This is a genomic window from Marinomonas aquimarina (assembly GCF_900089755.1).
Taxonomy (GTDB): Bacteria; Pseudomonadota; Gammaproteobacteria; order Pseudomonadales; family Marinomonadaceae; genus Marinomonas; species Marinomonas aquimarina.
Genome location: NZ_FLOC01000012.1, coordinates 1 through 25363 on the forward strand (window position 1 = coordinate 1; position 25363 = coordinate 25363).

General features: G+C 48.5%; 18 protein-coding genes and 2 rRNA genes. 12 read left to right on the top strand and 8 right to left on the bottom strand.

Annotated elements, in window-relative coordinates; all coding sequences use genetic code 11:
• Nucleotides 1–108, top strand: a 23S ribosomal RNA gene (locus MAQ5080_RS10680); the annotation flags it as partial.
• A 239-nt stretch (nt 109–347) separates the two neighbouring features.
• Nucleotides 348–462, top strand: a 5S ribosomal RNA gene (rrf, locus tag MAQ5080_RS10685).
• Between the two features lie 340 nt (nt 463–802).
• Here the strand turns inward: rrf and MAQ5080_RS10690 are convergent.
• Nucleotides 803–1981, bottom strand: coding sequence for an AGE family epimerase/isomerase (locus tag MAQ5080_RS10690; RefSeq protein WP_067210190.1), 1179 nt, complete (start codon nt 1979–1981; stop codon nt 803–805).
• A 153-nt stretch (nt 1982–2134) separates the two neighbouring features.
• On the opposite strand from MAQ5080_RS10690, the gene MAQ5080_RS10695 reads away from it, so the two are divergent.
• From MAQ5080_RS10695 to MAQ5080_RS10705, 3 genes are all read left to right on the top strand, one after another.
• A complete protein-coding gene (locus MAQ5080_RS10695) occupies nt 2135–5500 on the top strand; it encodes an MHYT domain-containing protein (RefSeq protein WP_067210187.1) in 3366 nt (1121 codons plus the stop codon).
• 11 nt (nt 5501–5511) lie between these two features.
• The gene (locus MAQ5080_RS10700) at nt 5512–6537 is read left to right on the top strand and encodes an HD-GYP domain-containing protein (RefSeq protein WP_067210184.1); all 1026 of its coding nucleotides are present in this window, start codon (nt 5512–5514) and stop codon (nt 6535–6537) included.
• Between the two features lie 151 nt (nt 6538–6688).
• The gene (locus tag MAQ5080_RS10705) at nt 6689–7006 is read left to right on the top strand and encodes a c-type cytochrome (protein WP_067210182.1); all 318 of its coding nucleotides are present in this window, start codon (nt 6689–6691) and stop codon (nt 7004–7006) included.
• A 63-nt stretch (nt 7007–7069) separates the two neighbouring features.
• On the opposite strand, the gene MAQ5080_RS10710 is transcribed toward MAQ5080_RS10705, so the two are convergent.
• Nucleotides 7070–8299, bottom strand: a complete 1230-nt coding sequence (locus MAQ5080_RS10710; protein WP_067210179.1) for an OmpP1/FadL family transporter — start codon at nt 8297–8299, stop codon at nt 7070–7072.
• A 365-nt stretch (nt 8300–8664) separates the two neighbouring features.
• Between MAQ5080_RS10710 and MAQ5080_RS10715 the strand changes: the two genes are divergently transcribed.
• From MAQ5080_RS10715 to MAQ5080_RS10745, 7 genes are all read left to right on the top strand, one after another.
• Nucleotides 8665–9648 (top strand): LysR family transcriptional regulator, encoded by a 984-nt coding sequence (locus tag MAQ5080_RS10715; protein ID WP_067210175.1) that lies wholly within the window; start codon nt 8665–8667, stop codon nt 9646–9648.
• A 286-nt stretch (nt 9649–9934) separates the two neighbouring features.
• A complete protein-coding gene (proV, locus tag MAQ5080_RS10720; RefSeq protein WP_067210172.1) occupies nt 9935–11107 on the top strand; it encodes a glycine betaine/L-proline ABC transporter ATP-binding protein ProV in 1173 nt (390 codons plus the stop codon).
• Nucleotides 11108–11138: 31 nt separating this feature from the next.
• Entirely contained in the window at nt 11139–12110 is a 972-nt protein-coding gene (proW, locus tag MAQ5080_RS10725) for a glycine betaine/L-proline ABC transporter permease ProW (protein ID WP_067210168.1), read from the top strand.
• Nucleotides 12111–12135: 25 nt separating this feature from the next.
• Nucleotides 12136–13143, top strand: a complete 1008-nt coding sequence (gene proX / locus MAQ5080_RS10730; RefSeq protein WP_067210165.1) for a glycine betaine/L-proline ABC transporter substrate-binding protein ProX — start codon at nt 12136–12138, stop codon at nt 13141–13143.
• 90 nt (nt 13144–13233) lie between these two features.
• Nucleotides 13234–14199 carry a GlxA family transcriptional regulator gene (locus tag MAQ5080_RS10735; RefSeq protein WP_067210163.1) on the top strand — a complete coding sequence of 322 codons (966 nt, stop codon included), beginning with the start codon at nt 13234–13236 and terminating at the stop codon, nt 14197–14199.
• Between the two features lie 112 nt (nt 14200–14311).
• The gene (locus MAQ5080_RS10740) at nt 14312–15301 is read left to right on the top strand and encodes an isopenicillin N synthase family dioxygenase (protein WP_067210160.1); all 990 of its coding nucleotides are present in this window, start codon (nt 14312–14314) and stop codon (nt 15299–15301) included.
• 96 nt (nt 15302–15397) lie between these two features.
• Nucleotides 15398–16717, top strand: coding sequence for an MFS transporter (locus MAQ5080_RS10745; RefSeq protein WP_067210158.1), 1320 nt, complete (start codon nt 15398–15400; stop codon nt 16715–16717).
• A 77-nt stretch (nt 16718–16794) separates the two neighbouring features.
• On the opposite strand, the gene MAQ5080_RS10750 is transcribed toward MAQ5080_RS10745, so the two are convergent.
• The 6 genes from MAQ5080_RS10750 to MAQ5080_RS10775 all read right to left on the bottom strand — a co-directional run bounded on the left by MAQ5080_RS10750 (nt 16795) and on the right by MAQ5080_RS10775 (nt 25099).
• The gene (locus MAQ5080_RS10750) at nt 16795–18411 is read right to left on the bottom strand and encodes a BCCT family transporter (protein WP_067210155.1); all 1617 of its coding nucleotides are present in this window, start codon (nt 18409–18411) and stop codon (nt 16795–16797) included.
• 121 nt (nt 18412–18532) lie between these two features.
• Nucleotides 18533–19642 carry a glycine betaine monooxygenase reductase subunit gene (gene gbcB / locus MAQ5080_RS10755; protein WP_067210153.1) on the bottom strand — a complete coding sequence of 370 codons (1110 nt, stop codon included), beginning with the start codon at nt 19640–19642 and terminating at the stop codon, nt 18533–18535.
• Nucleotides 19643–19688: 46 nt separating this feature from the next.
• A complete protein-coding gene (locus tag MAQ5080_RS10760; protein ID WP_067210150.1) occupies nt 19689–21035 on the bottom strand; it encodes an NAD(P)/FAD-dependent oxidoreductase in 1347 nt (448 codons plus the stop codon).
• A 94-nt stretch (nt 21036–21129) separates the two neighbouring features.
• On the bottom strand, nt 21130–22647 hold the full coding sequence (locus tag MAQ5080_RS10765) for an aldehyde dehydrogenase (RefSeq protein WP_067210148.1): 1518 nt from the start codon (nt 22645–22647) through the stop codon (nt 21130–21132).
• Between the two features lie 3 nt (nt 22648–22650).
• The gene (locus MAQ5080_RS10770; RefSeq protein ID WP_067210145.1) at nt 22651–23598 is read right to left on the bottom strand and encodes a dihydrodipicolinate synthase family protein; all 948 of its coding nucleotides are present in this window, start codon (nt 23596–23598) and stop codon (nt 22651–22653) included.
• 292 nt (nt 23599–23890) lie between these two features.
• A complete protein-coding gene (locus MAQ5080_RS10775) occupies nt 23891–25099 on the bottom strand; it encodes an aromatic ring-hydroxylating oxygenase subunit alpha (RefSeq protein WP_067210142.1) in 1209 nt (402 codons plus the stop codon).
• Nucleotides 25100–25363: the final 264 nt, after the last annotated feature.

Genomic DNA, 25363 nt, shown 5'->3' on the forward strand with positions numbered 1-25363 from the left:
TAAAGTGCCCTAAAGAGCCGTTCGAGACTAGGACGTTGATAGGTTGGGTGTGTAAGCGTTGTGAGGCGTTGAGCTAACCAATACTAATTGCTCGTGAGGCTTGACCATATAACACCAAAGTGGTTTTACTGAAGTTGTTCCAGACAACTTCCAGTACTTCCTCCATCCATGGAGGTCGTGCTAAAGCTAGATTAAGAAGAAAACTTAATCGAACTACAAAGAATTTACGATACAAACCAACGGTTTGACCTTGGTTATCGACTATTTCAAAGTCTAATTGTTAAAGACTCAAGTTTACGAACTTGCGTGTTTTGATCACAACATCAGAACGAACGCAAACCCGTTTGCTTGACGATCATAGAGGCGTTGAACCACCTGATCCCATCCCGAACTCAGAAGTGAAAAGCGCCATCGCCGATGGTAGTGTGGGAGATCCCATGTGAGAGTAGGTCGTCGTCAAGCTTTTAATTAAGAAGCCCTGATAGCTAACGCTGTCAGGGCTTTTTTACGTTTGGGACATAGGAAAGGTCATCTGGCCCGCCAGAACAGAACCCTTCCCGCGGGAATCGCGGTCCTACAATGCGGTGTTGGCTTTGTAGGACTTCGCTGTGCGAAGGAAATTACCCATGATAAAGCCTTTGCTCCCCGAACGGAGTCGGGTCGTACGAGCGGGTTGTACCCCGCGATCAAAGCAATCCCGTACCCGGACGGAGCCGGGTCGTACGAGCTGTCTCCTGACAGCGATTTAGGTTTGTATTTCATCCCAACCTTCTCCTTAAAAAGGGGGAAGGAACACGCGATATCACAAACTCATCATATCCAGTACATCCCAGCAAGCGCCTAAGGTGTGGTAATCCACTTTACCCATTGGGGATTTTTCATCGGTGATTTTGCTACCATCGCGGGCGACAAGTCGGTACCAGGCACCGTGTTGGTGATCAATTAAATGGTCCCAGCTGTATTGCCAAAGTTTGTTGTACCAGTTTAAGTAAGCATCGTCCTCTGTCGCCTTGAATAAGCGATAGGCCGCCGCGATGGCTTCTGCCTGTACCCAGAAGTATTTCTGCGCATCGGCGAACGCGCCTGTTTTTGGTGTAAAGCCATAGACTAAACCGCCGAACTCTTGATCCCAGCCTTTGGCAATTGCTTGATCAAATAATGATTTAGCACGTTCCACGTACCAAGGTTCAGGGCTGAGTTGATGGAGTTGAAGCAGTAACTTCGTCCACTCGACCTGGTGGCCTGGTTGAAAGCCCCAAGGTTTGAACAAATCATCTGGCTTATCAATATTGTAGTGCCAATCCGGCTGCCAATTTTCATCGTAATGCTCCCAAATCAAACCGCCAGCGAGGTCGCAGAGTTCGCCTGAAAAGCGTTTCGCTAGCTGTTTTGCGCGTTTCAGAAAGCGTTCATCCGCGGTAGCTCGATAAGCGGCAATAAAGGCTTCGCAAAGATGCATATTGGCATTTTGGCCGCGATAGGCATCCAAGGTTTTCAGGTCTCCTGAGCGCTCGTCTGCGTAAGCTTGGTACGTGTCTTGATAGAAGTGTTTTTCTAGCCAATGAAAGTGCTTAAGGAGCTTCTCTTTAGCGTCGCAGATCCCCGCTAAGTGTGCGTGAGCATAGGCGAGTACAACAAAAGCTTGCCCATAGGCCATGGCCGTTTTATCAATGCTCTCACCTAACTGCCAGGCATAGTGTTCGGTGTGACTTAAATAATGTTGCTTTTCTAAGTGTTTTAAACCATGTCTTGCCCAGTCAGCGTAATGCTCACCATAGCCACGACGATAGGCTTCGGCGTAGTTAAAGATAAAGCGAGTAGAGGAAACTAGGTGCCTCGACTGATGATCAAAGACGCGGCCATCGTCTAAGAAATTCTGAAAAAAGCCACCCTGATCGTCCAGCACAACCGGTTCGTAGAAGTTCAGAATATCGCGTGTGTGTTGCTGCAGAAAAGACGCTTTGAGAAAGTTACGCGGCATATGGGCTCCTTGCTCAATAAACATAATATGCACAGTAAGGAATAACAGATAATTACGTATCTTAACTGTCATATAAACAGCAGGCTGATAGAGTAGCGCAGTGCCAAGCAGGGTAGAATAGGCACCAAACCATGCGAACTTGCAGAGCTTTATATGAACTGGCTAGATACGTTATTTGTCACCAATGTTGATCCATCTCGTCTTGTGATTGGGCAGTATGACCCCCTATTAGTGGTGCTGTCTATTATCGTCGCAAGCAGTGCATCTTTCTTCGCGTTACGTCTTGCGGAAACTGCGCGCCACATTGTGATTTCTAAATATCGCCACATTGCCACCGTTACAGGTTCTAGTATTCTAGCGGGCGGTATTTGGAGTATGCACTTTGTCGGCATGCTTGCGTTTGATATGCCTTATCATCACAGCTATGACATAGGGCTCACCGTGCTGTCACTGGTGCCTGCCATCATTGCTAGTAATATCGTCCTACGTTCACTGATATACGTCCAAGAGAAAGATACGCTGTCACTTGGTCTGACCGTTAGAAATGGCATCATTGTTGGGGCTGGTATTGGCGGCATGCATTACATCGGTATGGCTGCGATGGAGATGCCACTCACCCTGAAGTACAACCCTTATATATTTGTGTTGTCGATTTTTGTGGCGGTGATTCTGGCATGTGTTGCGTTATTGGCACGCCGAGCCATGAAGTTATCTTTTCCGACTATGCCTACCATCCGTATCAAACTGATTATTGCAAGCATCATGGGCTTAGCCATTTCAGGGATGCACTATACAGGTATGTCGGCCGCCTACTTTATTGCAGAGGCCCCCTCTATCACGCAGCCCGTTCTCCAGCATAATAATTATTTGTTGGGCTACTCCGTTTCGATTTTTGCGTTTCTGGTATTTATCTTAGCCGTAAACGTGAGCTCTCAGCTGCGTTATCGCCAGCTATTGATGGAAAAAACCGCGAGTGAAGCGCGTACTCAAGCAATATTAGACACCGCAACGGACGCGGTCATCACCATTAATGCCAAAGGTGAAATTGAAGGCTTTAATGCTGCGGCACAAGCGATTTTTGGTTGGCAAGAGCCAGAAATTACTGGGCAGTCCGTCGCCGCCTTATTTCCGGATCAAGATGACGATGACTATGACGGCTTTCTAGTCGAGTATTTTGAGAAGCCACAGCACAGTATTGTGGGTCTCAATCGTGAACTGATGGCACGCTGTAAAAGCGGTCGCACTTTTCCCATCGAGCTTGGCATTGGTCGAATTAACCTACCAAACGGTGACTTACTGTACGTGGGCTTTGCATCGGATATCTCTGAACGCAAAGAAATGGAAGAGCGCATATCCAAGAGTGAAGAGCGCTTAAGTTCCCTGATTCGCAATATTCCTGGGGTGTCATTTCGTTGTTTGCTTGATGACAACTGGACGCCACTGTTTTTGTCGGAAGCGATTGAGAAACTAAATGGCTATCCAGCGGAAGAGTATTTAGAGGGACGCCTAAGTTTTGGCTCTTGGCTACATCCTGAAGATCAAGAACGGGTGATCGCATTCTTTGAAGAAGCCATTGGGAAACAAGATAAATATGAACTCGAATACCGTGTGACCCATAAGAATGGCCAAATTATTTGGGTACTGGAAAGCGGTACCATTGTTTACGATGCGCAAGGCAACGCCAAATGGCTTGATGGCGTTATGCTTGATATCACTGCACGCAAAAACATGGAAGAGGAGTTGCGTGACGCCAAGTCTAAGGCAGAATATGCCGCCGAAGCCAAAGCCTCTTTCTTAGCCAATATGAGCCATGAAATCCGCACGCCGATGAATTCGATTATTGGTTTTAGCAGTATTTTATTGGATGCCTCGTTACCAGCGGACACGCGTCGTCACCTGCAGACCATCAACCAATCAGCGCAATCCTTATTGCACTTGCTGAACGATATTCTCGACAGTGCCAAATTGGATAAAAACAAGCTGGATTTAGAGTTGGTACCTTTCCGTCTCAACAGCTGTGTGGACACCGTTATTTCTACCCTATGGCTGCAAGCGAAGAATAAAGGCTTATCTTTGGAGTTTGAGATCAGCGATGAATTGCCAAACGTGGTCAATGGCGCAGAAGATCGCATTCGCCAAATCCTGATGAATTTGGTCGGCAACGGCATTAAGTTTACCGAGCAGGGGAGCGTTTCCTTACAGGTACTGCCGATCTCTGAGCGCCCCGATTGGGTGCGCTTTAAAGTGCAAGATAGCGGCATTGGTATTGCTGAAGATCGCATTAACAGCATTTTTGAGGCCTTTACGCAGGCGGATGCCTCAATGAGCCGACGCTTTGGTGGTACTGGGCTAGGAACGACGATTTCCAAGCAGTTGGTTGAGCTGATGGGAGGTGAGATTTATCTCGAAAGCCAACTGGGTGAGGGCAGCTGCTTCTACTTTGATATTCCTCTACCGGCCTCGGACGCTGAGTTAGTTATCGACACGCAGCAGATGTTAAAGCTGCCGCCACTTAGAATCTTAGTGGCGGACGATATTGAAGAAAATCTGACCTTGCTACAGATCCTGTTGGGTAAACAAGGACACACCATATTATTGGCCAATGATGGTGTGGAAGCTGTTGAGCAATTTAAGACGTTGTATCCAGACGTCGTTCTGATGGACATTCAAATGCCAAGATTGGATGGCCTCGGTGCATGCCAAGCCATTCGTGAGTATGAGCAGAGTAGCGGGTTACAGACAACTCCCGTCATCGCGTTGACCGCCAGTGTCTTGCTAGAGGACCGTTTGCAGGCGCAAGAAGCCGGTATGAGTGGTTTTGCTAACAAACCCGTCGATCTCCCAGCCTTAAGCCAAGAAATCGCTCGCGTGTTAGAGCTAGAAGCGGAAGTGCTGACTCAGAGTACGCCTAGCTACGCCAGTGAGGGTCATACCCTGTCGGTCGTAAATTTGCAAAAAGGACTAGAGCTGTGGGGCGATTATGCTGTGTATGCTTCGGAATTGGTGAAGTTCTATCACAAGCACCAAGCCCTGGTGGCGACTCTACAGAACTATTTGAATGATCAAGCGCTGGACCTATTAAGCGAGCGAGCTCACGCTCTCAAAGGCTTGACCGGGAATTTAGCTCTAGCCCCTCTATATCAGCATTTTATCACCCTAGAAAAAGCCTGTGATGGCCAACGCCTAGACGATATTGAAGCAACCTTAAAGCATATCGAGACGGTATGGCTCGAATTAGAGACGGATATCCAAGCTTTAGAATCTGATTTACAAGCGGTCTCTGACGAGCAAGACGAAGCCGGTAAACTGAGCGATCAGAGGTTAATTGAATTATTAACTGAGTGGCTGGGCATCACCGATTCTGGCGAGCTAGATGATGAGCTATCGCAGCAAATAGTGAATGGTGCGCGCAGTGATATCGCTCCTCTTGTCTATCAAGCGACGCAAGCGATCGATGAATTTGAATTCAAGGATGCGGTGGCACTTATTAAGCAGGCGCGTACCGCCCTCCATCAGTAAAGGAAGAAACTATGTCATTACTAACAAAAGCGCTTCCTCGCATCCTGATTGTGGACGATGAGCCAGCTAATCTAAAAGTGTTGCGTCAGGTGCTACAAGACAGCTACCGTTTGTCGTTTGCTCGCTCGGGGGCAGATGCCTTGGCGTTACTTGAAAAAGAGCACATTGACCTGATTTTGCTGGATATTATGATGCCAGACATGACCGGCTTTGAAGTGTGTGAACAGATTAAAGCACGCCCTCATACGGCGCGTATTCCGGTGATTTTCGTTACCGCCCTAAAAGATACCATCGACGAAGAAACCGGCTTTAACCTCGGGGCAGTGGATTACATCACCAAGCCTATCGTACCGGTTATTGTTAGGGCGCGAGTGAAGACTCACTTATCTCTGGTGCAGGCTGATGTGCTAAAAGAAACGCAGGTAGATTTGATTCAGCGTTTAGGTCGCGCAGCTGAGTACAAAGACAATGAAACCGGCATGCATGTGCAGCGTATGAGCCATTATTCCTATGTGCTAGCACTCGCGGCAGGCATTGACGAAGAAGCGGCTAATGAGCTGCTCTTGGCCGCGCAAATGCATGATCTTGGTAAAATTGCCATTCCGGATAACATTTTGCTGAAGCCTGGCCGACTGGATGAAGGTGAGTTCCAACAAATGAAAGCCCATGCTCAAATTGGCGCTGATATTTTATCGAACCCGCAGTCTCAACTGGTCGCTTTGGCTCACTCGATTGCTATTACCCACCATGAAAAGTGGGATGGCAGTGGCTATCCGAAAGGATTAAAGGGCGAAGAAATCCCGTTAGAGGGACGCATTGCTGCGGTCGCGGATGTATTTGACGCCTTGACCAGCGAGCGCCCTTACAAAGCTGCTTGGTCAGTAGAAGAGGCTGTCCATCTTTTGGAAGAGGAAGCTGGCAAGCACTTTGATCCCGAGCTGGTGCGTTTATTTAAGCAGGAACTGCCGAAAATAATCGATTTTAAGAATCAATTTGCAGAGCAAAATTTTTATATCTCGTCTGCCTCAAACCAATAATTCTCATATTGGCCAATGAGTTATCCCTAGGAGTTGCTTACTAAACGCTACACTTAGCTGCGTTTTCTTACAGACTCATACACAATCATCGTACGTCGCTGTACTTAAGCAGAATATGATGTAAGGGGAAGAAAACAGATAAGGTTATCCTATGGGCAAAGTTTTATTAACTGTGCTGCTGCTGGGATTATTCGGCTGTACAGATAAAAAACAAGCCACAACGGACGTGCAAAATGGTAATGAGCTGTATTCCATGTATTGCGCCAGCTGCCACAAAGAGAGTGGTAATGGCCAATTTCTAGCAGGCATACCGCGCAATCGAGATACGCAGTATAGCGTCAATGAGGTTTCTGATTTGATTCGAGTTGGGCACCAAGATAAGCCCAGCATGCCCACCTTTTCACAGCTAACGCCAGCACAAGCCTATGCCATTGCCGCCTACCTAAAGTACAAGCTCGGTTCAGAATAAGTTTGTCAAAGCAACAGCCATAGCGGTATTGGTATGGCTGTTGTTATACGAGACAGCCGCTGCTTAGAAGTTGATATTCCAAGAAATACCCACAATGTTCTGGTCCATGGTGAGGTTCGCTTCACCGCCACCGAACGCTTGTGGAATCGATTGATTACCGTACACAGTATTTTCTAAAGCATGGGTATAGGAAGCTGTCAGGCTATGAAGATCACTAATGTGCCAGGTGCCACCGATGCTGACATGATCTTCGATCACCCCAGGGGCCAGAATATTGAAGAAGGTTTGGCTCGCCGGAATTGGTTGCTTGGCATGGCTGTAGCCAGCGCGCAAGGTGAGCTGAGGTGATGCCTCAAAGATGATGCCAAGCTTATAAACGTCCATATCCTGCCAGCCGAATCCTGCGCCGTCATCACTGCCTAGCGACATCGCCAGTGGGTTATTAATTGAACGAATGGCGCTGTAGTCGATATGTTCCCAGTCCCCCGCCAACGTCCACGCAGGGTCCACTTGCCAGGCAAAGCCTAAGCCATAGCTTTCCGGTACTTCAAAGCCACCGCGCTCAGCAAACAGACCACGATATTGAGTGAAATCTTCGGTATCGATCTTGGAAGACCAAGTGGCGCCTAGTGTGAGCGTTTCAGAAACCTGTCCTTGCCAGCCAAAACGTACGCCCCAGCCAGTCGCATTATCGTAATCATTATTGCTCACGGCATCCGGCTCTTGGCTCATTTGCGCAAAGTTTTGAATGCCTTCTGCTTTAAAGCGTTGATACAAATGCGTGATACCAAAGCCAACGCTGTGCTTCGGTGTTACTTGGTAGGCAACAGAGCCGGTAATAAACAGCTGATTGAGGTCGACCCCAGCATTGCCAGAGGCCCCCACTGATGCAAATGGGTTGTTGCGGTAATTAGTATTCATACCACCGTTAGCATAGACCGCTACGCCGTAGGCAATCTTAGGTGAGTAAGCACGTGAAAATCCCGCTTGAGGGATCCAAAAAGCCTGGTCTTCATTGCCATCATAGTCGCCGTCCATGCCGTAACCATTGCCTTCGATGGTCGAGCTACGCTCTGGTTTAAACCAGCTGCTGCCCAGTGTTAGCTGATCGCCAACTTTAATCAAAGACGCAGGATTGCTTGCTGATTGGACACTGTCATGGGCTAGGGCAATGCTGACGCCGGCCATGCCTTGGGCTTGAATACTGGTGCCGTGAATAAAGTAACCATTGGTGGCGTGTGCTGTGAATGGGACTGCAGCGAGAGCAAGTACGAGAGGCTTTGGCAAAGTCATGTTGATCTCAATCTCAAAAAAGGAAAGGTAAAATTAGATAAAACAATATTAGCATTATTAGATATAAGAGATAAGGAAAAAATGGGTATTTGGTTATATTGAGTTTAGAGCCGGATGATTAAACAAGCTAGGCAGCGATTGCTCAGGATCAAAGGAAGGGTGCTACAGTTATAGTAGAGGGTATGGGGATTGAATATTTTTCTCTAAGACGTCGTGACATTTCACGAACTCGCGGGTAATTACTTGAATTATATATATTTTAAGGCGCATATTAGTTAATCTCATGCCCTTGTCCTTGATTTGTGGGGCTTGCTATCTCACAAACCTCTCTGTCCTGTTTGAGCAAAGAATCGAAGGAATGTCTTATGGCAAACCACATTGAACCCGATCAGATTCTCGTCAAAATGCCGTCTTTACGAGCGGTGAAGTCGTTTGTTGCCGCGGCAAAATATCAAAACTTCACGCGCGCGGCGGAGTCTCTATGTGTCACACAAGCCGCGATTAGCCGCCAAATACGTGAGCTTGAAGCGTCTCTTGGTGTGGATCTCTTTGTTCGATCTGGCAGGACGGTTGAACTCACAGAAGCAGGGACCATGTTTTACGATGCGGCTTACTTGTCCTTTGTTAACATTGCCCAAGCGGCGCAGCGGATTCAGAACAATCAGCAAGTAAAGCAAGAGTTGAGTGTCTGTTGTTCGCCGGCCTTTTCTTCCTTCTGGTTGTCCTTGCATCTAGGCCAGTATTTACAAGATAACCCGGATGTTCATGTCAGCGTGATCTCCACCAGTAACCTGCTCAGTGCCAGTTCAGGCGACCCCGGTGTAACGCCTGATTTATTGATTAGTAAGATCAATGATCCAAGAGAAGGCTACCACTCAGTACCTCTCTTCCATGACATTGTTTATCCAGTTTGCAGTCCTGAGTATCTGCAAAAGCATCCAGAAATTGAGTCTCTGCAAGGGCTGCGTAATGCGGATTTGTTAAACCTCACCCCTTACGGCCGTTATCAGGTAGCGGAACATGTGGACTGGGAAGTCTGGTTACGCTCGTTGGGAATGGAAGTAGACCTCTCCAAACAAGCGCGAATTTTCAATGCTAACGATTACAACATGTTGATTCAGCTGGCGATTTCTGGGCAAGGGGTCAGCCTGGGTTGGCATCATTTGGTTGAGCGCGCGATTGCTGAAGGCAAACTGGTTAGAGTGGGTAAAAAGCAAATTATTTACAAAGAAAAGTGCCACTATTTGACCTATCCAGACAAGTTGGAAAAGAACGAAGCCTTTGTTCATTTTCGTACTTGGTTGATGGAAAAGATCCAAGCAACACTCCCCGATGTTGCCATCAGCTAGTCTCTTTTAGAATCACAGTTACGTTTCCTAAAGCACCATGTAGTACCTTCTCCATGGTGCTTTTTGGTATCTACTCCTTCACCTGAAATCCCATCACATCAGTTATCGGCATTATATTCTCAGCCTCGAATATTCATTACCTAAGGTTATCAATGACCCCGAAAATATATGATTGGACGGTTTTCGGCAAAGTTCTTACCGTAGAGTTAGTCGCTTTTTGACCAAAATAATAATCCAAAAAGCTCATGCCGACGCGGCAGCAGATTACGAATACGACGAGGAACATATGAGTAACACGCAAGAAATCCTAGAGGTGAATAACGTTTTTAAAGTCTTTGGAGATGCTCCCGACCAAGCGATGGATATGCTGCGAAACGGCGCCACTAAAGAGCAGGTGCTAAGTGAAACGGGCCAAAATGTGGGGGTATTCGATGCCAGTTTCACCGTAAAACGTGGTGAGATCTTTGTCATTATGGGCCTATCTGGTTCTGGTAAATCTACCTTAGTACGACTGCTGAATCGCTTAATCGAACCGAGTTCAGGCAGCATCAAACTGAAAGGGCAAAACATCACCAACCTAAAAGACAAAGACCTATTAAATGTTCGCCGTCAGGACATGAGTATGGTGTTTCAGTCGTTTGCACTGATGCCACATATGTCGGTCATCGAAAATGCTGCGTTTGGTTTGGAAATCTCCGGTATTGATAAGAAAACTCGTCACCAGCGTGCGTTAACGGCATTAGAGCAAGTGGGCTTAGGCAGTTATGCTCACAGTCGTCCAGATCAATTGTCAGGTGGTATGCAGCAGCGTGTCGGCTTAGCGCGTGCACTCGCTAACGATCCAACCATTTTGTTAATGGACGAAGCCTTCTCGGCTTTGGATCCTTTGATTCGCTATGAAATGCAGGGGGAGTTGATCCGCCTACAAAAAGAGCAAGAGCGCACCATTGTCTTTATTTCCCATGATTTGGATGAAGCGATTCGCATCGGTGATCGTATTGCCATCATGGAAGGTGGCCGCATTGTCCAAATCGGCACACCGCAAGAGATTATGAACAACCCAGCGGACGACTATGTGGCGTCGTTCTTTAAAGGGGTGGATGCAACCAAAACCATTAAAGTGAAAGACATCGCCCAAAAAGATGCTTTGACGGTTTCATCTACGAGCAGTGCCGATGTGGCATTAACGGAAGCCTCTGGTCAGTTTGCTTACCTGTTGGACGATGGTGGCCGATTTGTCGGAGTGTCTCCGATTACCCAAGGCAAATCTTCAACCGTGGCGTCATTGATGAGCGAACGACTCAGCGCTCAATACAGTTTAAATGCCTCCACTTCGTTAAAAGAATCGATCTCGATTGTTTCAGAGTCTCCTTATCCGGTTCCGGTATTAGACGACAAAGGTGTCTACCAAGGCACGCTGTCCAAAGACCATATCCTAGCGACCCTCGCAAATAACTAATAAGAACAGAGAACACAAAAGGCACCTAATTATGATTGATGTGAGTTTTTTAGACCCGTTTCAAAACTTAACCATTCCTGTGGGGGAGTGGGTTGAGTCCGTATTAAATTATCTCGTGCATAACTTCCGCGACTTTTTCCGTGCAGCGCGCTGGCCGATCGATCAGATTCTTGATCTGGTTGAAAGCATCTTAAGCTTTATTCCTCCGCTGATTGGTATCCTGCTGTCAGCATTATTTGGCTGGCAAGTCGCGGGACCACGCATGGGCGTTTTCTGTGCCATTACGCTGACTATGCTAGGCCTGATCGGTGTTTGGGAGCAGTCTATGGTGACGCTATCCTTGGTCATCACCTCGCTGTTTTTCTGTGTCGTGATCGGCGTGCCGCTAGGCATTTTGAGTGCTCGTTATGACCGCGTCGAGAAAACCATTCGCCCAATATTGGATGCGATGCAGACGTTGCCAGCATTTGTTTACCTAGTCCCTGTGGTGATGCTGTTTGGTATCGGTAACGTACCAGGCGTCCTAGTGACCATTATCTTTGCGCTGCCACCCTTGGTGCGTTTAACCAACTTGGGTATTCGCCAGATTCCTGAAGATAAAATCGAAGCGGCGCGTGCCTTTGGTTGTACTAAGCAACAAATGCTAGTCAAGGTACAGCTGCCACTTGCCACGCCTACCATCATGGCCGGTGTTAACCAAACGTTGATGCTGTCTCTGTCGATGGTGGTGATTGCGTCCATGATCTCGGTAGAAGGTCTGGGACAAATGGTACTGCGTGGTATTGGTCGATTGGACATGGGCTTGGCCACAGTGGGCGGTCTTGGCCTGGTGCTGTTGGCGATCTTTTTAGACCGTTTAACGCAGGCTATGGGTGAGCAATCCAACAGCAGCGGTGCTGTGCGTTGGTATCAAGTCGGCCCGATTGGTTTGGTCTTGTCATGGTTTGACAGTTCCGCAAAACAAAACGTGGCGACGCCACAAACAAAAGCAACACAAGAATAACAATACTCCAGCAAAAGGAAATCTTATGAACACTGTTACAAACTTTTATAAACATACTGTTGCCGCTCTAACCGTTGCCTGCGCTTGCTCTGCTGCCACGGCCGCGAATATGCCTGGTGAGGGCGTGGAAGTGACGCCCATTTTTCCATCCATTGCCGAAGAGCGTTTCCGTGGTGAAATCGCGATGGCCGGTCTAGAAGCTTTAGGTTATGAGGTAGAAGAACCTAAAGAATCTGAATACGCCACCATGATGTTGGCGCTAAGCTACGGCGATGCGGACTTTAGTGTGCACTTATGGGATAAGCTACACGATACCTTCTATCAAAAAGCCGGTGGCGATGGTTCCATGATGAAAGTGGGCAGCATCATGCCTGGGGTGTTGCAGGGGTACCAAATTGATAAAAAGACTGCGGATCAGTACGGCATTACCTCTTTGGATGATTTGAAAAAGCCTGAGATTGCCAAGCTGTTTGACAGCAATGGTGATGGTAAAGCGGATCTAACCGGTTGTAACCCAGGTTGGGGCTGTGAACTGATCATTGACCATCACATTGAAGCCTATGGTTTGGATAAGACAGTGACCCACAACCGTGGCTCTTACTTTGCTCTGATGGCTGATACCATTGCTCGTTACGAAGAAGGCAAGCCAGTACTGTTCTTTACTTGGGTGCCACAATGGATCGCTGGTGTACTGAAAGTGGATCAGGAGGTGGTATGGCTGGAAGCGCCTTATACCGATCTGCCTAGCGGTGATAACGATGTTATCACGTCTTACCAAGGTAAAAACCTTGGCTTTGCAGTGGATGAAGTGATGTCGGTAGTGAACAAAGAGTTCGGCATGGAAAACCCAGCCGCGATGGCGTTCTTATCGCAAGTGCAGGTGAGCTCTGCGGACGAAAGTGCGCAGAACCTAAAGATGCGCAACGGCGAGAACTCTGAAGCGGATATCAAGCGTCATGCACAAGAATGGATCCAGTCTCACCAGGCTGAGTTTGATAGCTGGTTAGAAACTGCGCGTATGACATCAAAATAATTGAGTTGATCTGAACAAAAAAGGTCAGGGCTAGCCCTTGGCCTTTTTTATTTTAATAGATGTATTTTTATTCCCAATAAGGAGGCAGGTATGACTAAGAATATTGCCATTTTTTTATTACCTGGCTTTGCTTTGACCTCATTTTCACTGACAGTAGAAGCTTTTAGTGTCGCAAATTTATTAACACAGAATACTCTTTATAAATATACGGTTTACAGTGTGACGGATGATCCTAATGAAAAAGTCGTCACCAGCTCAAACGGTATGAAAGTGCAAACAGATAAACACATATCTGAGTTTGAGCAGGCAGATTTAATCTGTCTATGTGCTTATCAAGGAGCCCCTAGGTTTCAAAATGATCAATTTAATCAGATTCTGAAGCGGCACTATATACAAGGAGGATATTTAGCTTCCCTCTCAAGTGGCAGCTTTATATTCGCCAATGCTGGCTTACTTAAAAATACCACCTGCACGGTGACGTCTGAGCATGAAGACGTGTTTCGTGAGTTGTACCCACACATCACTTTACAAGAAAGCTTATACACCGTGGGGAATCGCATTTATACCTGTCGTGGTGGCATGACAGCGCTTGATATGATGATGTACATCATCGGCAAAGACTTTGGTACGGAGCTGACCGAGCGTATATCAGTACGTTTTGACAACGATAAGATTCGCACACTTGATGAAATTAATAAGAGTAATCAGCATCTTAGGTTACGTCTCAGATCCCCTGCCCTAGGGGCGGCAGTGGAGATCATGGAAGCCAATATTGAGGAGCCTTACAGCATAGAGGTCATCAGTGACATGATTGGCAGCTCTGTGCGCCAACTCGAGCTGCTGTTTCGTAAGCATTTTGCGACAACGCCGAATAAATACTATTTAAAAATTCGCTTACAGAGAGTGTTTAAGCTGGTCGAAGACACACGTTTACCGCTGTCTGAAATCGCCAATGCCTGTGGTTTTTCTTCCCATAGCTACATGGGGCAGTGCTTTCGTAAAGAGTTCGGCGATCACCCATCGGCGATTCGTAAGCGTAGCTATGCGACACATTAATGATTAGAAGAAAAATTGTTAGTAATGTTCGTATTTTTAATATCAGGCATACAACGAAAGTTCTCATAATAGCGCTCGTCCTCACATAAAAAAACACAAAGGGAGAGCGCATATGAGTATCGAACTTCATAGCTACCTAAATGCAGAAGAAACAGAAGTAAGCAGTATTCCAGTCGTTGATGTTAGTACATTAATAGATGGCAGCGACCCGGACTCTGTTGCGAATAAAATTGGTGATGTTTGTGAAAATTTAGGCTTTCTTTATATTGTTAACCACGGTGTTAGTAAAGAATTAATGGATAAAGTTAAAAGCTATACAGAGCAGTTTTTTGACTTGCCATTAGAAGAGAAGCAAAAGTTAAACATTGAAAATAGCGGCGAAACCTTGCGTGGCTATATCCCAATGTTTGGCGAAAACGTCGACCCTGACTACACTCAAGACTTTAAAGAGTGTTTCGACTACGCGCATCATGAAGAAAGTGTCTCTCCCTTCTTTGGTCCAAACTTGATGCCAGAATCGATTCCTGGCTTTAAAGAAACCATGGAAGAGTACCATGCGCAGATGCTCAAGCTGGCCAATAAGCTTATTGGGGCCATTGCGTTGAGCTTGGGGCTACCGTTTGATTACTTCTACAAGCTGCAACAGAAGCCGATCTCAATTCAGCGCATTTTGCATTACCCGCCCCAAACCGGACAGATCACGCGGGACAAAATCGGTATTGGTGAGCACACCGACTACGGCTTTTTGACGATTCTTTCGCAAGATGCAGTGGGTGGTTTGCAAGTAAAAAACCGTGCTGGCAAATGGATCAGCGCGCCACCGATTGAGGGCAGTTTCATCGTTAACATTGGTGACTTGGTACAGACGTACACCAATGACAAATACATTTCGACCTACCATCGTGTGATCAACACGAGTGGCAAAGAACGTTATTCATACCCATTCTTTTTGGATATGGATTTCAATGCTGTGGTGGAGCCCGTTCCGACATGTGTGACGGACGCTAACCCAGCGAAGTACAAGGCGTACACTTGTGGTGAACACAAGTTCCGACGTTTTGTCGACAGTTATGCGCATCTTCAAGTGGAGAAGAGCGCTTAAAGCGACCCAGTGAGTGGGTACAAAAATCACCCTTTGTTACCGCAAGCGCTGTTAAGGCCTTGCGGTTTTTTAGCTTGTCATAATGGAGCGCCGCTTATGTTTAAACAAACGCTGTTACCCATTTGGAGTCTTATCTTCGGTTTGGCCATGATCACCACGGCCAATGCTTTGCAAAACTCTTTGCTTGGGCTGCGAGCCTCCATTGAAAATTTCGATACCGCTGCGGCCGGCTATATTATGGCAGGCTTTTACGTCGGCTTTATTGTTGGCTCCATTTTAGTGCCTAATTGGATCAAGAATGTCGGGCATATACGTGTCTTTGCCGCGGTGGCGTCGTTGGCCTCGATCACTATTCTGATGCAGTCTGCCATTGTCACGCCTTGGTTCTGGATCGCGATGCGTATTGGCACCGGCCTATGCTATGCCGGCTTGTACATTGTGGTTGAAAGTTGGCTCAACACCATCGCTACCAATGACAACCGCGGGCGCTTATTGTCGGTGTATGTCATCGTCATCTGGGCCAGTCAAACCTTTGGTCAGCTGTTGTTGAATGTGGCGCCGCCTGCTGGATATGACCTCTTTATCATCGCCTCGGTGCTGATTTCGGTGGCGTTGGTACCGATGTTATTGGTCCACACACCTTCGCCAACCATCAGTTTACCGGAGAAGTTGGACTTGCTGGGGTTAGTGCGCACGGCCCCGCTCGGGGCGACCGCAGTGGTTGTGGTCGGCTTTAGTTGCGGCATCATCATGGGCTTAGCAGCGGTGTACGGCACCATGATCGGTATGGACGTGGCGCAGATTTCACTGTTTGTCGGTGCCAGTTATATCGGTGGCATGTTGATTCAGTGGCCGATTGGCAAGATGTCTGATCGCCAAGACCGTCGTCTGACACTGTTATGGGTGTCTCTGGTTGCCTGTGCTGTGGCCTTGATCGTGCCTTACGCAAGTGCCATTGGTAACACTACCTTGATGGTTGCGGGGATGTTTCTACTGGGTGGTTTTGCCTTTCCTCTGTACTCACTTGGCTCATCGCACATCAATGACCAGCTGCGCCCAGAACAAGTATTGTCTGCCAGCAGTGGCATGATCTTGTTACAGGGGGCCGGCGGTGTGATTGGTCCGATTATCGCCTCCACTTTAATGGATTGGACCCAGCCTGATGCCTTGTTTTACTTCCTATCGCTGGCGCATTTAGGGGTGGCTATTTTTGCAGTGTATCGCATGATGGCCAAACCGCCGATGCGTGTGGAGGAGCAGGGCAGCTCGATCTACGTCGGCTTGTCGATGACATCGGTGGCCAACACAGAAATGTGGGTGGATGCGGACCCTGAGCTGGAAACTCTCGCGGAAGTCGTGGAAGCCGATAGTCGTCATTATGCCGAAGAGCCGAAGGGGAAAAGTGAGCTACTGTAACGTAGAGGCTATCCAGTATGAAATTTCAATACACACCGCATGTTCGGGCCATGGCGGTGTGTATTGTCGTCATGGTATTAGCTCAAGAGACGTTTTTCATCCTGTAAGCCACGCAGAATGGAGTAGCACATTAAGACGCATAGAATGGCAAACGGGAACCCCGTGGCGATCGCCAAGGCCTGTAGTGAGCCAAGACCGCCACCCAGCAACAAGGCGATGGCAATTAAGCCCTCAAACATGCACCAAAATAAACGCTGCATGGTAGGCGTTTCTTGAATGCCACCAGAGCAAATGGTGTCGACCACTAATGAGCCCGAGTCCGAGGAAGTAATGAAGAAAACCAGTACCAAGATGATGCCCATGGCAGACGATAAGGTTGCAAAGGGCAGCTCTTTCAACATCACAAACAGTGACAATTCAGGCGTCCAGTTTAACAGGGTCTGCTGCACGTCCATGTAGCCACCAATCATCTGTGACAAGGCATTACCGCCAAAAGCGGCCATCCACGCGGTGCTGACTAGAGTTGGGATCAGCAACATGCACAGCACAAACTCGCGGATACTACGACCCACGGAAACACGGGCAATGAACATGCCGACAAACGGTGACCAAGCAATCCACCAAGCCCAGTACAGTGTTGTCCAACCGTGGAAGTAGTCCGTATCGTCACGCCCCACCCAGTTCGATAACACCGGCAGATCGGTGACATAGCCTTTTAAACCAAACAAGAAGGTGCTGAGGATATCCGTGGTGGCGCCGACAAACACAATAAATAGGAACAGCGCTAGGGCCAACAGCATATTGATCTCTGACAAGCGTTTCACGCCGCCATCCAAACCGCGATAGACAGAGAACATGGCAATGCCAGTCACGACTAGAATGATGATCACCATTAAGGTGTTATCGGCTTCTAGCCCGAAAATGTAGTTCAAGCCTGCCGCCGCCTGCGTTGCTCCATACCCCAGCGAGGTCGCAAGACCGGCAAGGGTCGCCAGTGCCGCAAAGGTATCAATACAATGGCCAGGGAAGCCCCATACTCGTTCCCCTAAAATCGGGTAAAAGGCGGAGCGGATGGTCATCGGCATGCCTTTGTTGTAACAAAAAATGCCTAAGCCTAGGGAGACCACAGCATAGGCGGCCCAAGGGTGAATACCCCAGTGGAAAAGGGTCGCGGCCATGCCGGTTTGAATAGCGCTGTCGCGGTCAAAACCAGCCACCAGCGAGCCGTCCGAGTTTACCGTCGCGCTGTCGCCTAAGGGAGGAAATAGGGTGTGTTGCATGGGCTCTAACACCCCATAAAACACCAAGCCAATGCCCATCCCCGCGGCAAACAACATGGCAATCCAACTGACACGGGAATAGGTCGGTGTGGCGTCTGGGCCGCCGAGTTTTATTTTGCCGTAAGGTGACACGATTAAGAACAGACAGAACACCACAAAGATGTTCATACTGATGGCAAACACCCAATCAAACTGCGTCGTTAACCATGGCCGTAGGGTGCCAAACAAGCTACTGGCTGTTTCTTGGAAGATTAAACAAAATGAAACCAGAAACACCACTAGAAATGCGGTAAAGCTGAACACAGATAAGTGGATATCAATGTGGAAGGGGCCGATTTTAAATTGAGTATTATCTTGCCCAGCAAGGTAGTCGGTAACGTACTCAGATTGTTGGGGTTTAGTATTCGAGGACATAACAAGGGGTTCCTTCGAAATCAAAGGCGCTGCTAGGAGCAGCTACGCATTGATTTCGTTCTTTTTATAAAGAGTTTAGCTTAACTTGGCAGGGGAGTCGGTGATGACTTGTAAGCAGAGATTACAGCTCGATTTCTACGTCGCTTTTTAGACGAGTACAGCAGGACAGCACATAGCCTTCATCAATCTCATCTTGAGAGATACCACCGTTGTGATTCATCTCATATTGGCCATGGGTGACTTTAACGCGACAGGAGCCGCAAATACCAACGCCACAGGCTTTGGCAATATTGACCCCAGCTTCGGCGGCCGCTTCATTAAGAATGACGTCCAGTTCCACTTGTTGCATCACTTCCATTTCCGGGATGCGCAACATGATCATATCTTTAGGGGCCTGATCTTCTAATTCTGCTTGGTCGGCGTGTTTTTCGGCCAGCGCCACATCTTTAACAGGCGTCGCACCAAAGGACTCTTCATGGTAGCGCGACATATCAAAGCCTAGCTCTTGCAAGATAGTGCGCACGGCTTTCATGTAAGGCTCGGGGCCACAGCAGAATACTTCCCGCTCGAGAAAGTCTGGCGCCAGCAGTTGCAGCATATGAGCATTTAGGTAGCCGCGATAGCCACCCCAAGATTCGCCAATATTGGTCTGCTCACAAATCAGGTGCATCTTGAAGTTATCAATGCGCGTGGACATGTACTCTAGCTCTTTGGCATAGATGATGTCCTTCGGTGAGCGGGCACTGTGGGCAAACACCATGTCGACTTCAGAATCGGTATTAAACCACCAGCGTGCCATCGACATCACCGGTGTGATGCCAACGCCGCCAGACAACAACAGCACTTTATCAGCCGGGAAGTCCATGCAGTTAAAGTGACCGACGGGACCGTGTACCGCGATCTGATCGCCTGATTTTAGGTTGTCGTGCAACCAGTTTGACACCACACCGCCGGGCACACGTTTCACGGTAATCGAGAAACTGTAAGGGATCGATGGGGAGCTAGAAATAGTGTAAGAGCGCATTACGCGCTGTTCCGCAATATCCAGCTCTAGGGTCACGAATTGACCGGGTTTGAAGAAAAACATCACCGGTTCATTCATGCTGAACGTAAAGGTGGTGACATCATGGGTTTCAGGGATAACTTTGACACATCGAACGAGGTGGCGACCGTTACTCCAAGTTTGAGTCGTCATCGGATTTAGAAAATCCGATGTATTGAAATCACTCATGGTGTTCTCCGAAGGGCATAGGGTAAAACGAGCAGGGCTGTTTCAGTTACAGCTCTTTTCCTGCTTGCCACTGTTTCCAGCGCATGGTCATGTTGGCGCCGAGTGACAAGAAAGGTTCTGGGGGCAGCTTGCTGGGCGCTTGATGCTCTAAGAAGTCCGTTAATAGATCTGAGCTGCCTAACACCGCAAGTTCTGCTGCCGCGATGCCTGATAAAGTACCTTTTACGGTGCCTAAACCGTTTTGGCAGCAAGCGGACCAAATACGCTCTTCAAGTTCACCAAAAGCGGGCATCGAGTTGAGTGACAGACATAAGCGGCCGCCCCAGCGGTACTCCATGTCGACACCTTTGAGCATCGGGAAGCGGTTTTTAAAGGAGTGATCCTGCATGGCTTTGGCGCGCCGCATATCGGTCTCAGGCGCTTCTAATGATTGGTTTAGGGTCGCTAAGTTGCGAATGATAAGGCGATCACCGCTGCCGGAATAATTTGAAATCTTACGTACCGTGGTGCCCATCGGGTCTGCGGGTAAAATGCCCCAATCACTTTGACCACCAAGGGCTTGCAGCTCGCTAGGAGACAGCTTGCGCGTCATGGAAGCAAAGGTAAACACGTGCAATAGGCGCTTGGGATAGAAGCCAAATGACTGAATGTGGCCATTCACCGCGAGGATAATATTACGCGCGCGGACTTTTCCGGCCGGTGTCTTTAATACATGGGGCGTGCCACTGTTCAGTTCGATTACGGGAGAGTTTTCGAAAAACTGGACACGCTGGCGTAGGCCGTTGGCGCAGGCGCGAATAAAGGCTGCCGGTTGCACCATGGCGCCTCCTTCTGTTTGCAGGCCTTTGATATAGAAAGACGAGCCAGTGATACCGAGCATCTCCTCTGCGCTTTTAAACTTGAACGCTTCACCCATTTCAACCAGGTGCTTGCTGTAGCTTTCGAGGTGCTGAATGCCTTGTTCCGTGGCTGCGGCGGTGATTTTACCTGAACGACTGAAGACAGCCTTCGGCATGCCATATTCAAACGCTGCGGATTCAGCGAAATCGATCGCCTGTCGGTTTAGCTTGATCTGCTTTAAGTCATGATCGTTGTTGCCTGCATAAGTGTCCGAGTTGAGATCATGGGGCAAATCAATCATAAAACCGCTGTTACGGCCTGCAGGCCCCTCTCCTAGGCGCTTGGCTTCCAGTAACACAATGCTTTCGTCACTTGGCAATAACTGACTTAGGCGACGTGCCGCCGCCAACCCCGACCAGCCACCGCCGACGATGACCCAATCCGCCTCGATGTCCGTACTGACGCTGGCGAAGCCAAGATCTGGTTCGATGATGCTATTCCAAGCCGCTGGTCCAGGATCTTTAGGGAGTCGGGTAATTTTTTTCTGTGTCATGCTTAATCCCACTAAATAGAAAGTGATGGCAAGACGCCCCCCTACCAACTATGGATTTGGAAGGAGGGGCCCCGTTACAATCGACCCGAGATGGTTAGTCGATCGCACCGTCCACAGCACTGTCGCTCAAATCGATCCAGATCGTTTTCAGCTCAGTGTATTGGTCATGTGCATGGATGGAGTTATCACGGCCACCGAAGCCTGATTGCTTGTAGCCACCAAACGGCGTCGTGACATCGCCTTCACCAAAGCAGTTCACTGTCACCGTACCGGCTTTGATGGCTTGTGCCGCACGAATGGCTTTTTTGCCATTTGCCGTGAACACGGAAGCGGCCAGACCGTACTCGGTATCATTGGCGACTTGCAGAGCCTCCTCATAGCTGTTGACGGTAATCACAGATAAGATCGGACCAAAAATCTCCTCACGAGCCAGTTCATCAGTGTTGGCAACGCCGTCGAAGATCGTCGGTTGAATGTAAGTCCCTTCTAGCGTGTCACCGCCGACCAAGATGTCATAGCCCGCCAGTCTGCCTTTATCTAGGAAGCTTGCTACCTTGCTAAAGTGACCCTTATCGATCATCGCGCCTAAAGCATTTTGTGGGTCCAGCGGATTGCCGACTTTCCACTCGCGAGCATGGGCTTTGACACGCTCCAATAGCTTCTCTTTGATACCGGCTTGGACGATCAGACGAGATCCCGCAGAGCAGTTCTCACCCATGTTCCAGAAGGCGGCGGCACACACTTGTTGGGCGACATAATCGATGTTTTCAGCATCGTCGAGAACGATGCATGGGTTTTTGCCACCCAGCTCAAGCACGACTTTCTTCATGTTTGAGTCAGCTGAGTAACGTAGGAAACGACGACCCGTGGCGGTGGAACCGGTGAAGGTCACCATATCGACGTCCATATGCAGGCCTAGGGGTTCACCCACTTCAGCTCCGCCACCCGTGACAATGTTGAGCACACCACGTGGCAGGCCGGCTTCAGAGGCCAGTTCGGCAATGCGTAGCGCGGTCAAAGAGGTTTGTGCCGCTGGCTTGATGACCATGGAACAGCCTGCTGCCAGCGCTGGTGCCATTTTCCAAACCAACATCAGCAGCGGGAAGTTCCATGGCAGTACTGCGCCGACTACCCCAATTGGTTCACGCACAATCATCGAGATGGCATCGCTGCCAACGGGTGCCGTTTGATCGTAGATTTTATCGACCAGCTCTGCGTGCCAGTTCATGATGTGTACGAACTCATCGATGTCCAAGTTTTCGCAGTCAGTGATAGGTTTACCTGAGTCTAGGCTTTCCATGACCGCCAATTCGTGGCGATTGCGCAGGACCAATTTAGACAGCTTAATCAGGACTTCTTTACGCTCATTCGGATGCAGCTTGCTCCAGCGACCGTCGTCAAACGCTTCACGGGCTTTGGCAACTGCAAAGTCCACGTCTTCTTTGGCGCAGGCGGCGATATCCGCTAGGTGCTCACCGGTGGCTGGGTTGCTGCTGGCAAAGGTTTTACCGGAAGCAGCAGGGCGGAATTTACCGTCGATAAAAGCCATGGTTGGCAGTGTCAAAGAACCCGCAATCGCTTGGTATTCTTGCAAAGTTAGTACGTTTGACATGGTTTATTCTCCTGCTTTCTTATTGGCTTTTACGGTTGTTTGAGAAGGCGCTTCACCTAGGATGTTGGCAATCGATGTTTTTAAAGTACGTACAACTTGCTCCATTTGGCGCTTATCATCTTTGTTCAAGTCACGTAGCGGTTTGCGCACGGTACCGGCGAAGCGGCCATCTAGGGTGACACCGTACTTCACCGATTGAATGAATTTGCCGCCTTGTTCCAGTACGCGCATCAGCGGCAGCATGGACGACATAATGCGACGGCCTTTGACAAAGTCATTTTCTAGGACACAGGCTTGGTAAAGTGCGATGTGTTCTTTGGGCAGGAAGTTAGAGCCGGCGCAGACCCAGCTGCGTGCGCCCCAAGCAAAGAATTCCAACGCTTGGTCGTCCATACCACAGGCGGTTTGGATATGTGGGTAGTCACGCAGCAACATGTGAAGGCGGTTGATGTCACCAGAGCTTTCTTTGATGCCGCAGAAGTTTTTGGATTGGCCTACACGGTCGAGAAATTCCTCTTCCATGTTGACGCCCATACGATCTGGGTAGTTGTACAGCATGATCGGTAAATCGGCCGCGCGATCAATGGCCAAAGCGTGCAGTGATAGCTCCCGTTGTGTTGGTAGTGAGTAAGGTGGTGTGGCCACTAGTAATACATCTGCACCGTTTTTCTTACCATCTTCAGCAAGCTTTAGAGATGCTACTGGGTCAAGAGAACCTGTGCCAAAGATGATTTGCGCTTTATCGCCCACAACTTCTTTAGCTTTCACCAGTAACTCGATACGTTCCTGGTGGCTTTCAACGTAGTATTCCCCTGTGGTACCACCAATCATCAAGCCATGTACACCAGACTCAACTAGGTAATTTACGTGTGCTTGATAAGCATCGAAGTCGATAGAGCTGTCATCACGAAATGGGGTGATGACTGGGGTGTAGATACCTTCAAATTTCATGTTGTTTCTCTCATTTTTATGTCGTTTTAGGGCGATCCAGATAACGAGTTTTTTGAGCTCGAATTAGTCCCTCGTGACAGAAATGTTACTCAGTAAGTTAATATCTCCACAATCAACCTTTTTTCGGCATAATGCCTAACCTGAAGTTATCAATAATCAATTTGTGGGTGCTAAAGTGCTCTGATATAAGATGATTTCTTAAATAAAAGTGGCATAAGAGAGTGGTGAAGCAAAAAAATGCGGCTATTAAGCCGCATTTAAAGAAGGGAATAACTGTTTTGAAAGACTATTATTAAGCCAAACGTTTTTTCATGATGTCACAATACCAATCTACGAACTGGCAGACACCATTTTCAGCGATGTCTGAAAACGGCCCTGGGACATACGCTGGCGACTGCACGCCAAGGAATGTTTCTTCGACCAACTCGCGATCTTGATCGTTGGTTGCGAGCCACACCTTGGTTAGGTTATCGAGATCGTAATCCACGCCTTCTTGGGCATCTTTAGGCACCAGCCATTTGGTGGTTACTAAGGTCTCCCCAGAGCTTAATGGCAAAACGCGGAAGCTCAGCGCGTGATCCCCTAGGAAGTGGTTCCAGTTCGATGGGTACAAGAAGTACAACAAGGCACCGATGTCTTCAACGCCGGAAGTGTCTAATCGGCCGTTGACCGCTGGCGCACCGGACATGGTGTAGCTGACGGCTTTAGCTGACAGTGGAATACGGGTCATACGGAACTGACCTTCTTGGTCCATCACTAGACGGCTTGGTAGGCCGGCTGCTTCACATTTATCCCAGTGTGCCGTCAGTTCTGGGTCTTCTTCACCGCCAACCCCAGCAACCGATAGGTTTTCAACGAATGAGTTGAGCAATTCAGGGTGGCTGCCATCACAGTGATAGCATTCGCGGTTGTTTTCAAACACCAGCTTCCAGTTGCCTTTTTCGATGATGTTCGATTCGAACGCCACTTTGCAGTCATCTAGGTTATGGGGAGTGGTAAAGGTACTCATGGTTTCACGGAAGGCTTCGAAATCCGGTGCCTGATCCGCCACACAAACGTAGATATAGCTGTTGACCACTTCACAGTGAACTGTGTTTAAGCCATGTTCCGAGGCATCAAAGTTGTCGCCCATATTGCCAGCGAACAAGAGCTTGCCATCTAGGCCAAAGGTCCACTTGTGGTATGGGCATACCAGCTTGGCGCTCTTACCTTTGGCATTTTTACAAATGCGTGAACCGCGGTGGCGGCAGGCATTGTGGAATGCCTTCACCGCACCATTGTCGTCGCGAACAACGATTACAGGGTAGTTACCAACTTGCAGCGTGATGTACTCACCAGGCTTTTCGATTTCAAAGGTATGACCAGCGAAGATCCATTCTTTATGCCAAATTTGCGCTAAGTCCTGCTGGAATACGGCTTCCTCAGTGTAAAGCTCGCGGCTGAGTGCGTGACGTGGCTTACGCTCATTGATCAAATCTAAGGTAGTCTTTTGGCTACTCATTGTTTTACTCCGTAATGTTTTACATCGGCAGTTCTATGCAATGCTAAGACTGAAAAAGCATCTGTTAAAACTGGTTCCCCACGATGTCGGCTTTTGAGCCTGCTTCGATAAGGCGTTGTAATTCTGGCAGCGCCCTTGTACAGCTTGGTCTGTGTTGTTTCCTAGCTTGTGATTAAGTCTAGGGGGCACCCCAAATAGGGTAAAGCGACCTTTTTTTGGGAAGATTGAATACTTCAGGTTATGGGTGGTACTGGGGTGGAGGGC

Coding starts and splice junctions, on each gene's coding strand:
- MAQ5080_RS10690 (WP_067210190.1), bottom strand. CDS start 1,981: ATGCCGCGTAACTTTCTCAAAGCGTCTTTTCTGCAGCAACACACACGC.
- MAQ5080_RS10695 (WP_067210187.1), top strand. CDS start 2,135: ATGAACTGGCTAGATACGTTATTTGTCACCAATGTTGATCCATCTCGT.
- MAQ5080_RS10700 (WP_067210184.1), top strand. CDS start 5,512: ATGTCATTACTAACAAAAGCGCTTCCTCGCATCCTGATTGTGGACGAT.
- MAQ5080_RS10705 (WP_067210182.1), top strand. CDS start 6,689: ATGGGCAAAGTTTTATTAACTGTGCTGCTGCTGGGATTATTCGGCTGT.
- MAQ5080_RS10710 (WP_067210179.1), bottom strand. CDS start 8,299: ATGACTTTGCCAAAGCCTCTCGTACTTGCTCTCGCTGCAGTCCCATTC.
- MAQ5080_RS10715 (WP_067210175.1), top strand. CDS start 8,665: ATGGCAAACCACATTGAACCCGATCAGATTCTCGTCAAAATGCCGTCT.
- proV (WP_067210172.1), top strand. CDS start 9,935: ATGAGTAACACGCAAGAAATCCTAGAGGTGAATAACGTTTTTAAAGTC.
- proW (WP_067210168.1), top strand. CDS start 11,139: ATGATTGATGTGAGTTTTTTAGACCCGTTTCAAAACTTAACCATTCCT.
- proX (WP_067210165.1), top strand. CDS start 12,136: ATGAACACTGTTACAAACTTTTATAAACATACTGTTGCCGCTCTAACC.
- MAQ5080_RS10735 (WP_067210163.1), top strand. CDS start 13,234: ATGACTAAGAATATTGCCATTTTTTTATTACCTGGCTTTGCTTTGACC.
- MAQ5080_RS10740 (WP_067210160.1), top strand. CDS start 14,312: ATGAGTATCGAACTTCATAGCTACCTAAATGCAGAAGAAACAGAAGTA.
- MAQ5080_RS10745 (WP_067210158.1), top strand. CDS start 15,398: ATGTTTAAACAAACGCTGTTACCCATTTGGAGTCTTATCTTCGGTTTG.
- MAQ5080_RS10750 (WP_067210155.1), bottom strand. CDS start 18,411: ATGTCCTCGAATACTAAACCCCAACAATCTGAGTACGTTACCGACTAC.
- gbcB (WP_067210153.1), bottom strand. CDS start 19,642: ATGAGTGATTTCAATACATCGGATTTTCTAAATCCGATGACGACTCAA.
- MAQ5080_RS10760 (WP_067210150.1), bottom strand. CDS start 21,035: ATGACACAGAAAAAAATTACCCGACTCCCTAAAGATCCTGGACCAGCG.
- MAQ5080_RS10765 (WP_067210148.1), bottom strand. CDS start 22,647: ATGTCAAACGTACTAACTTTGCAAGAATACCAAGCGATTGCGGGTTCT.
- MAQ5080_RS10770 (WP_067210145.1), bottom strand. CDS start 23,598: ATGAAATTTGAAGGTATCTACACCCCAGTCATCACCCCATTTCGTGAT.
- MAQ5080_RS10775 (WP_067210142.1), bottom strand. CDS start 25,099: ATGAGTAGCCAAAAGACTACCTTAGATTTGATCAATGAGCGTAAGCCA.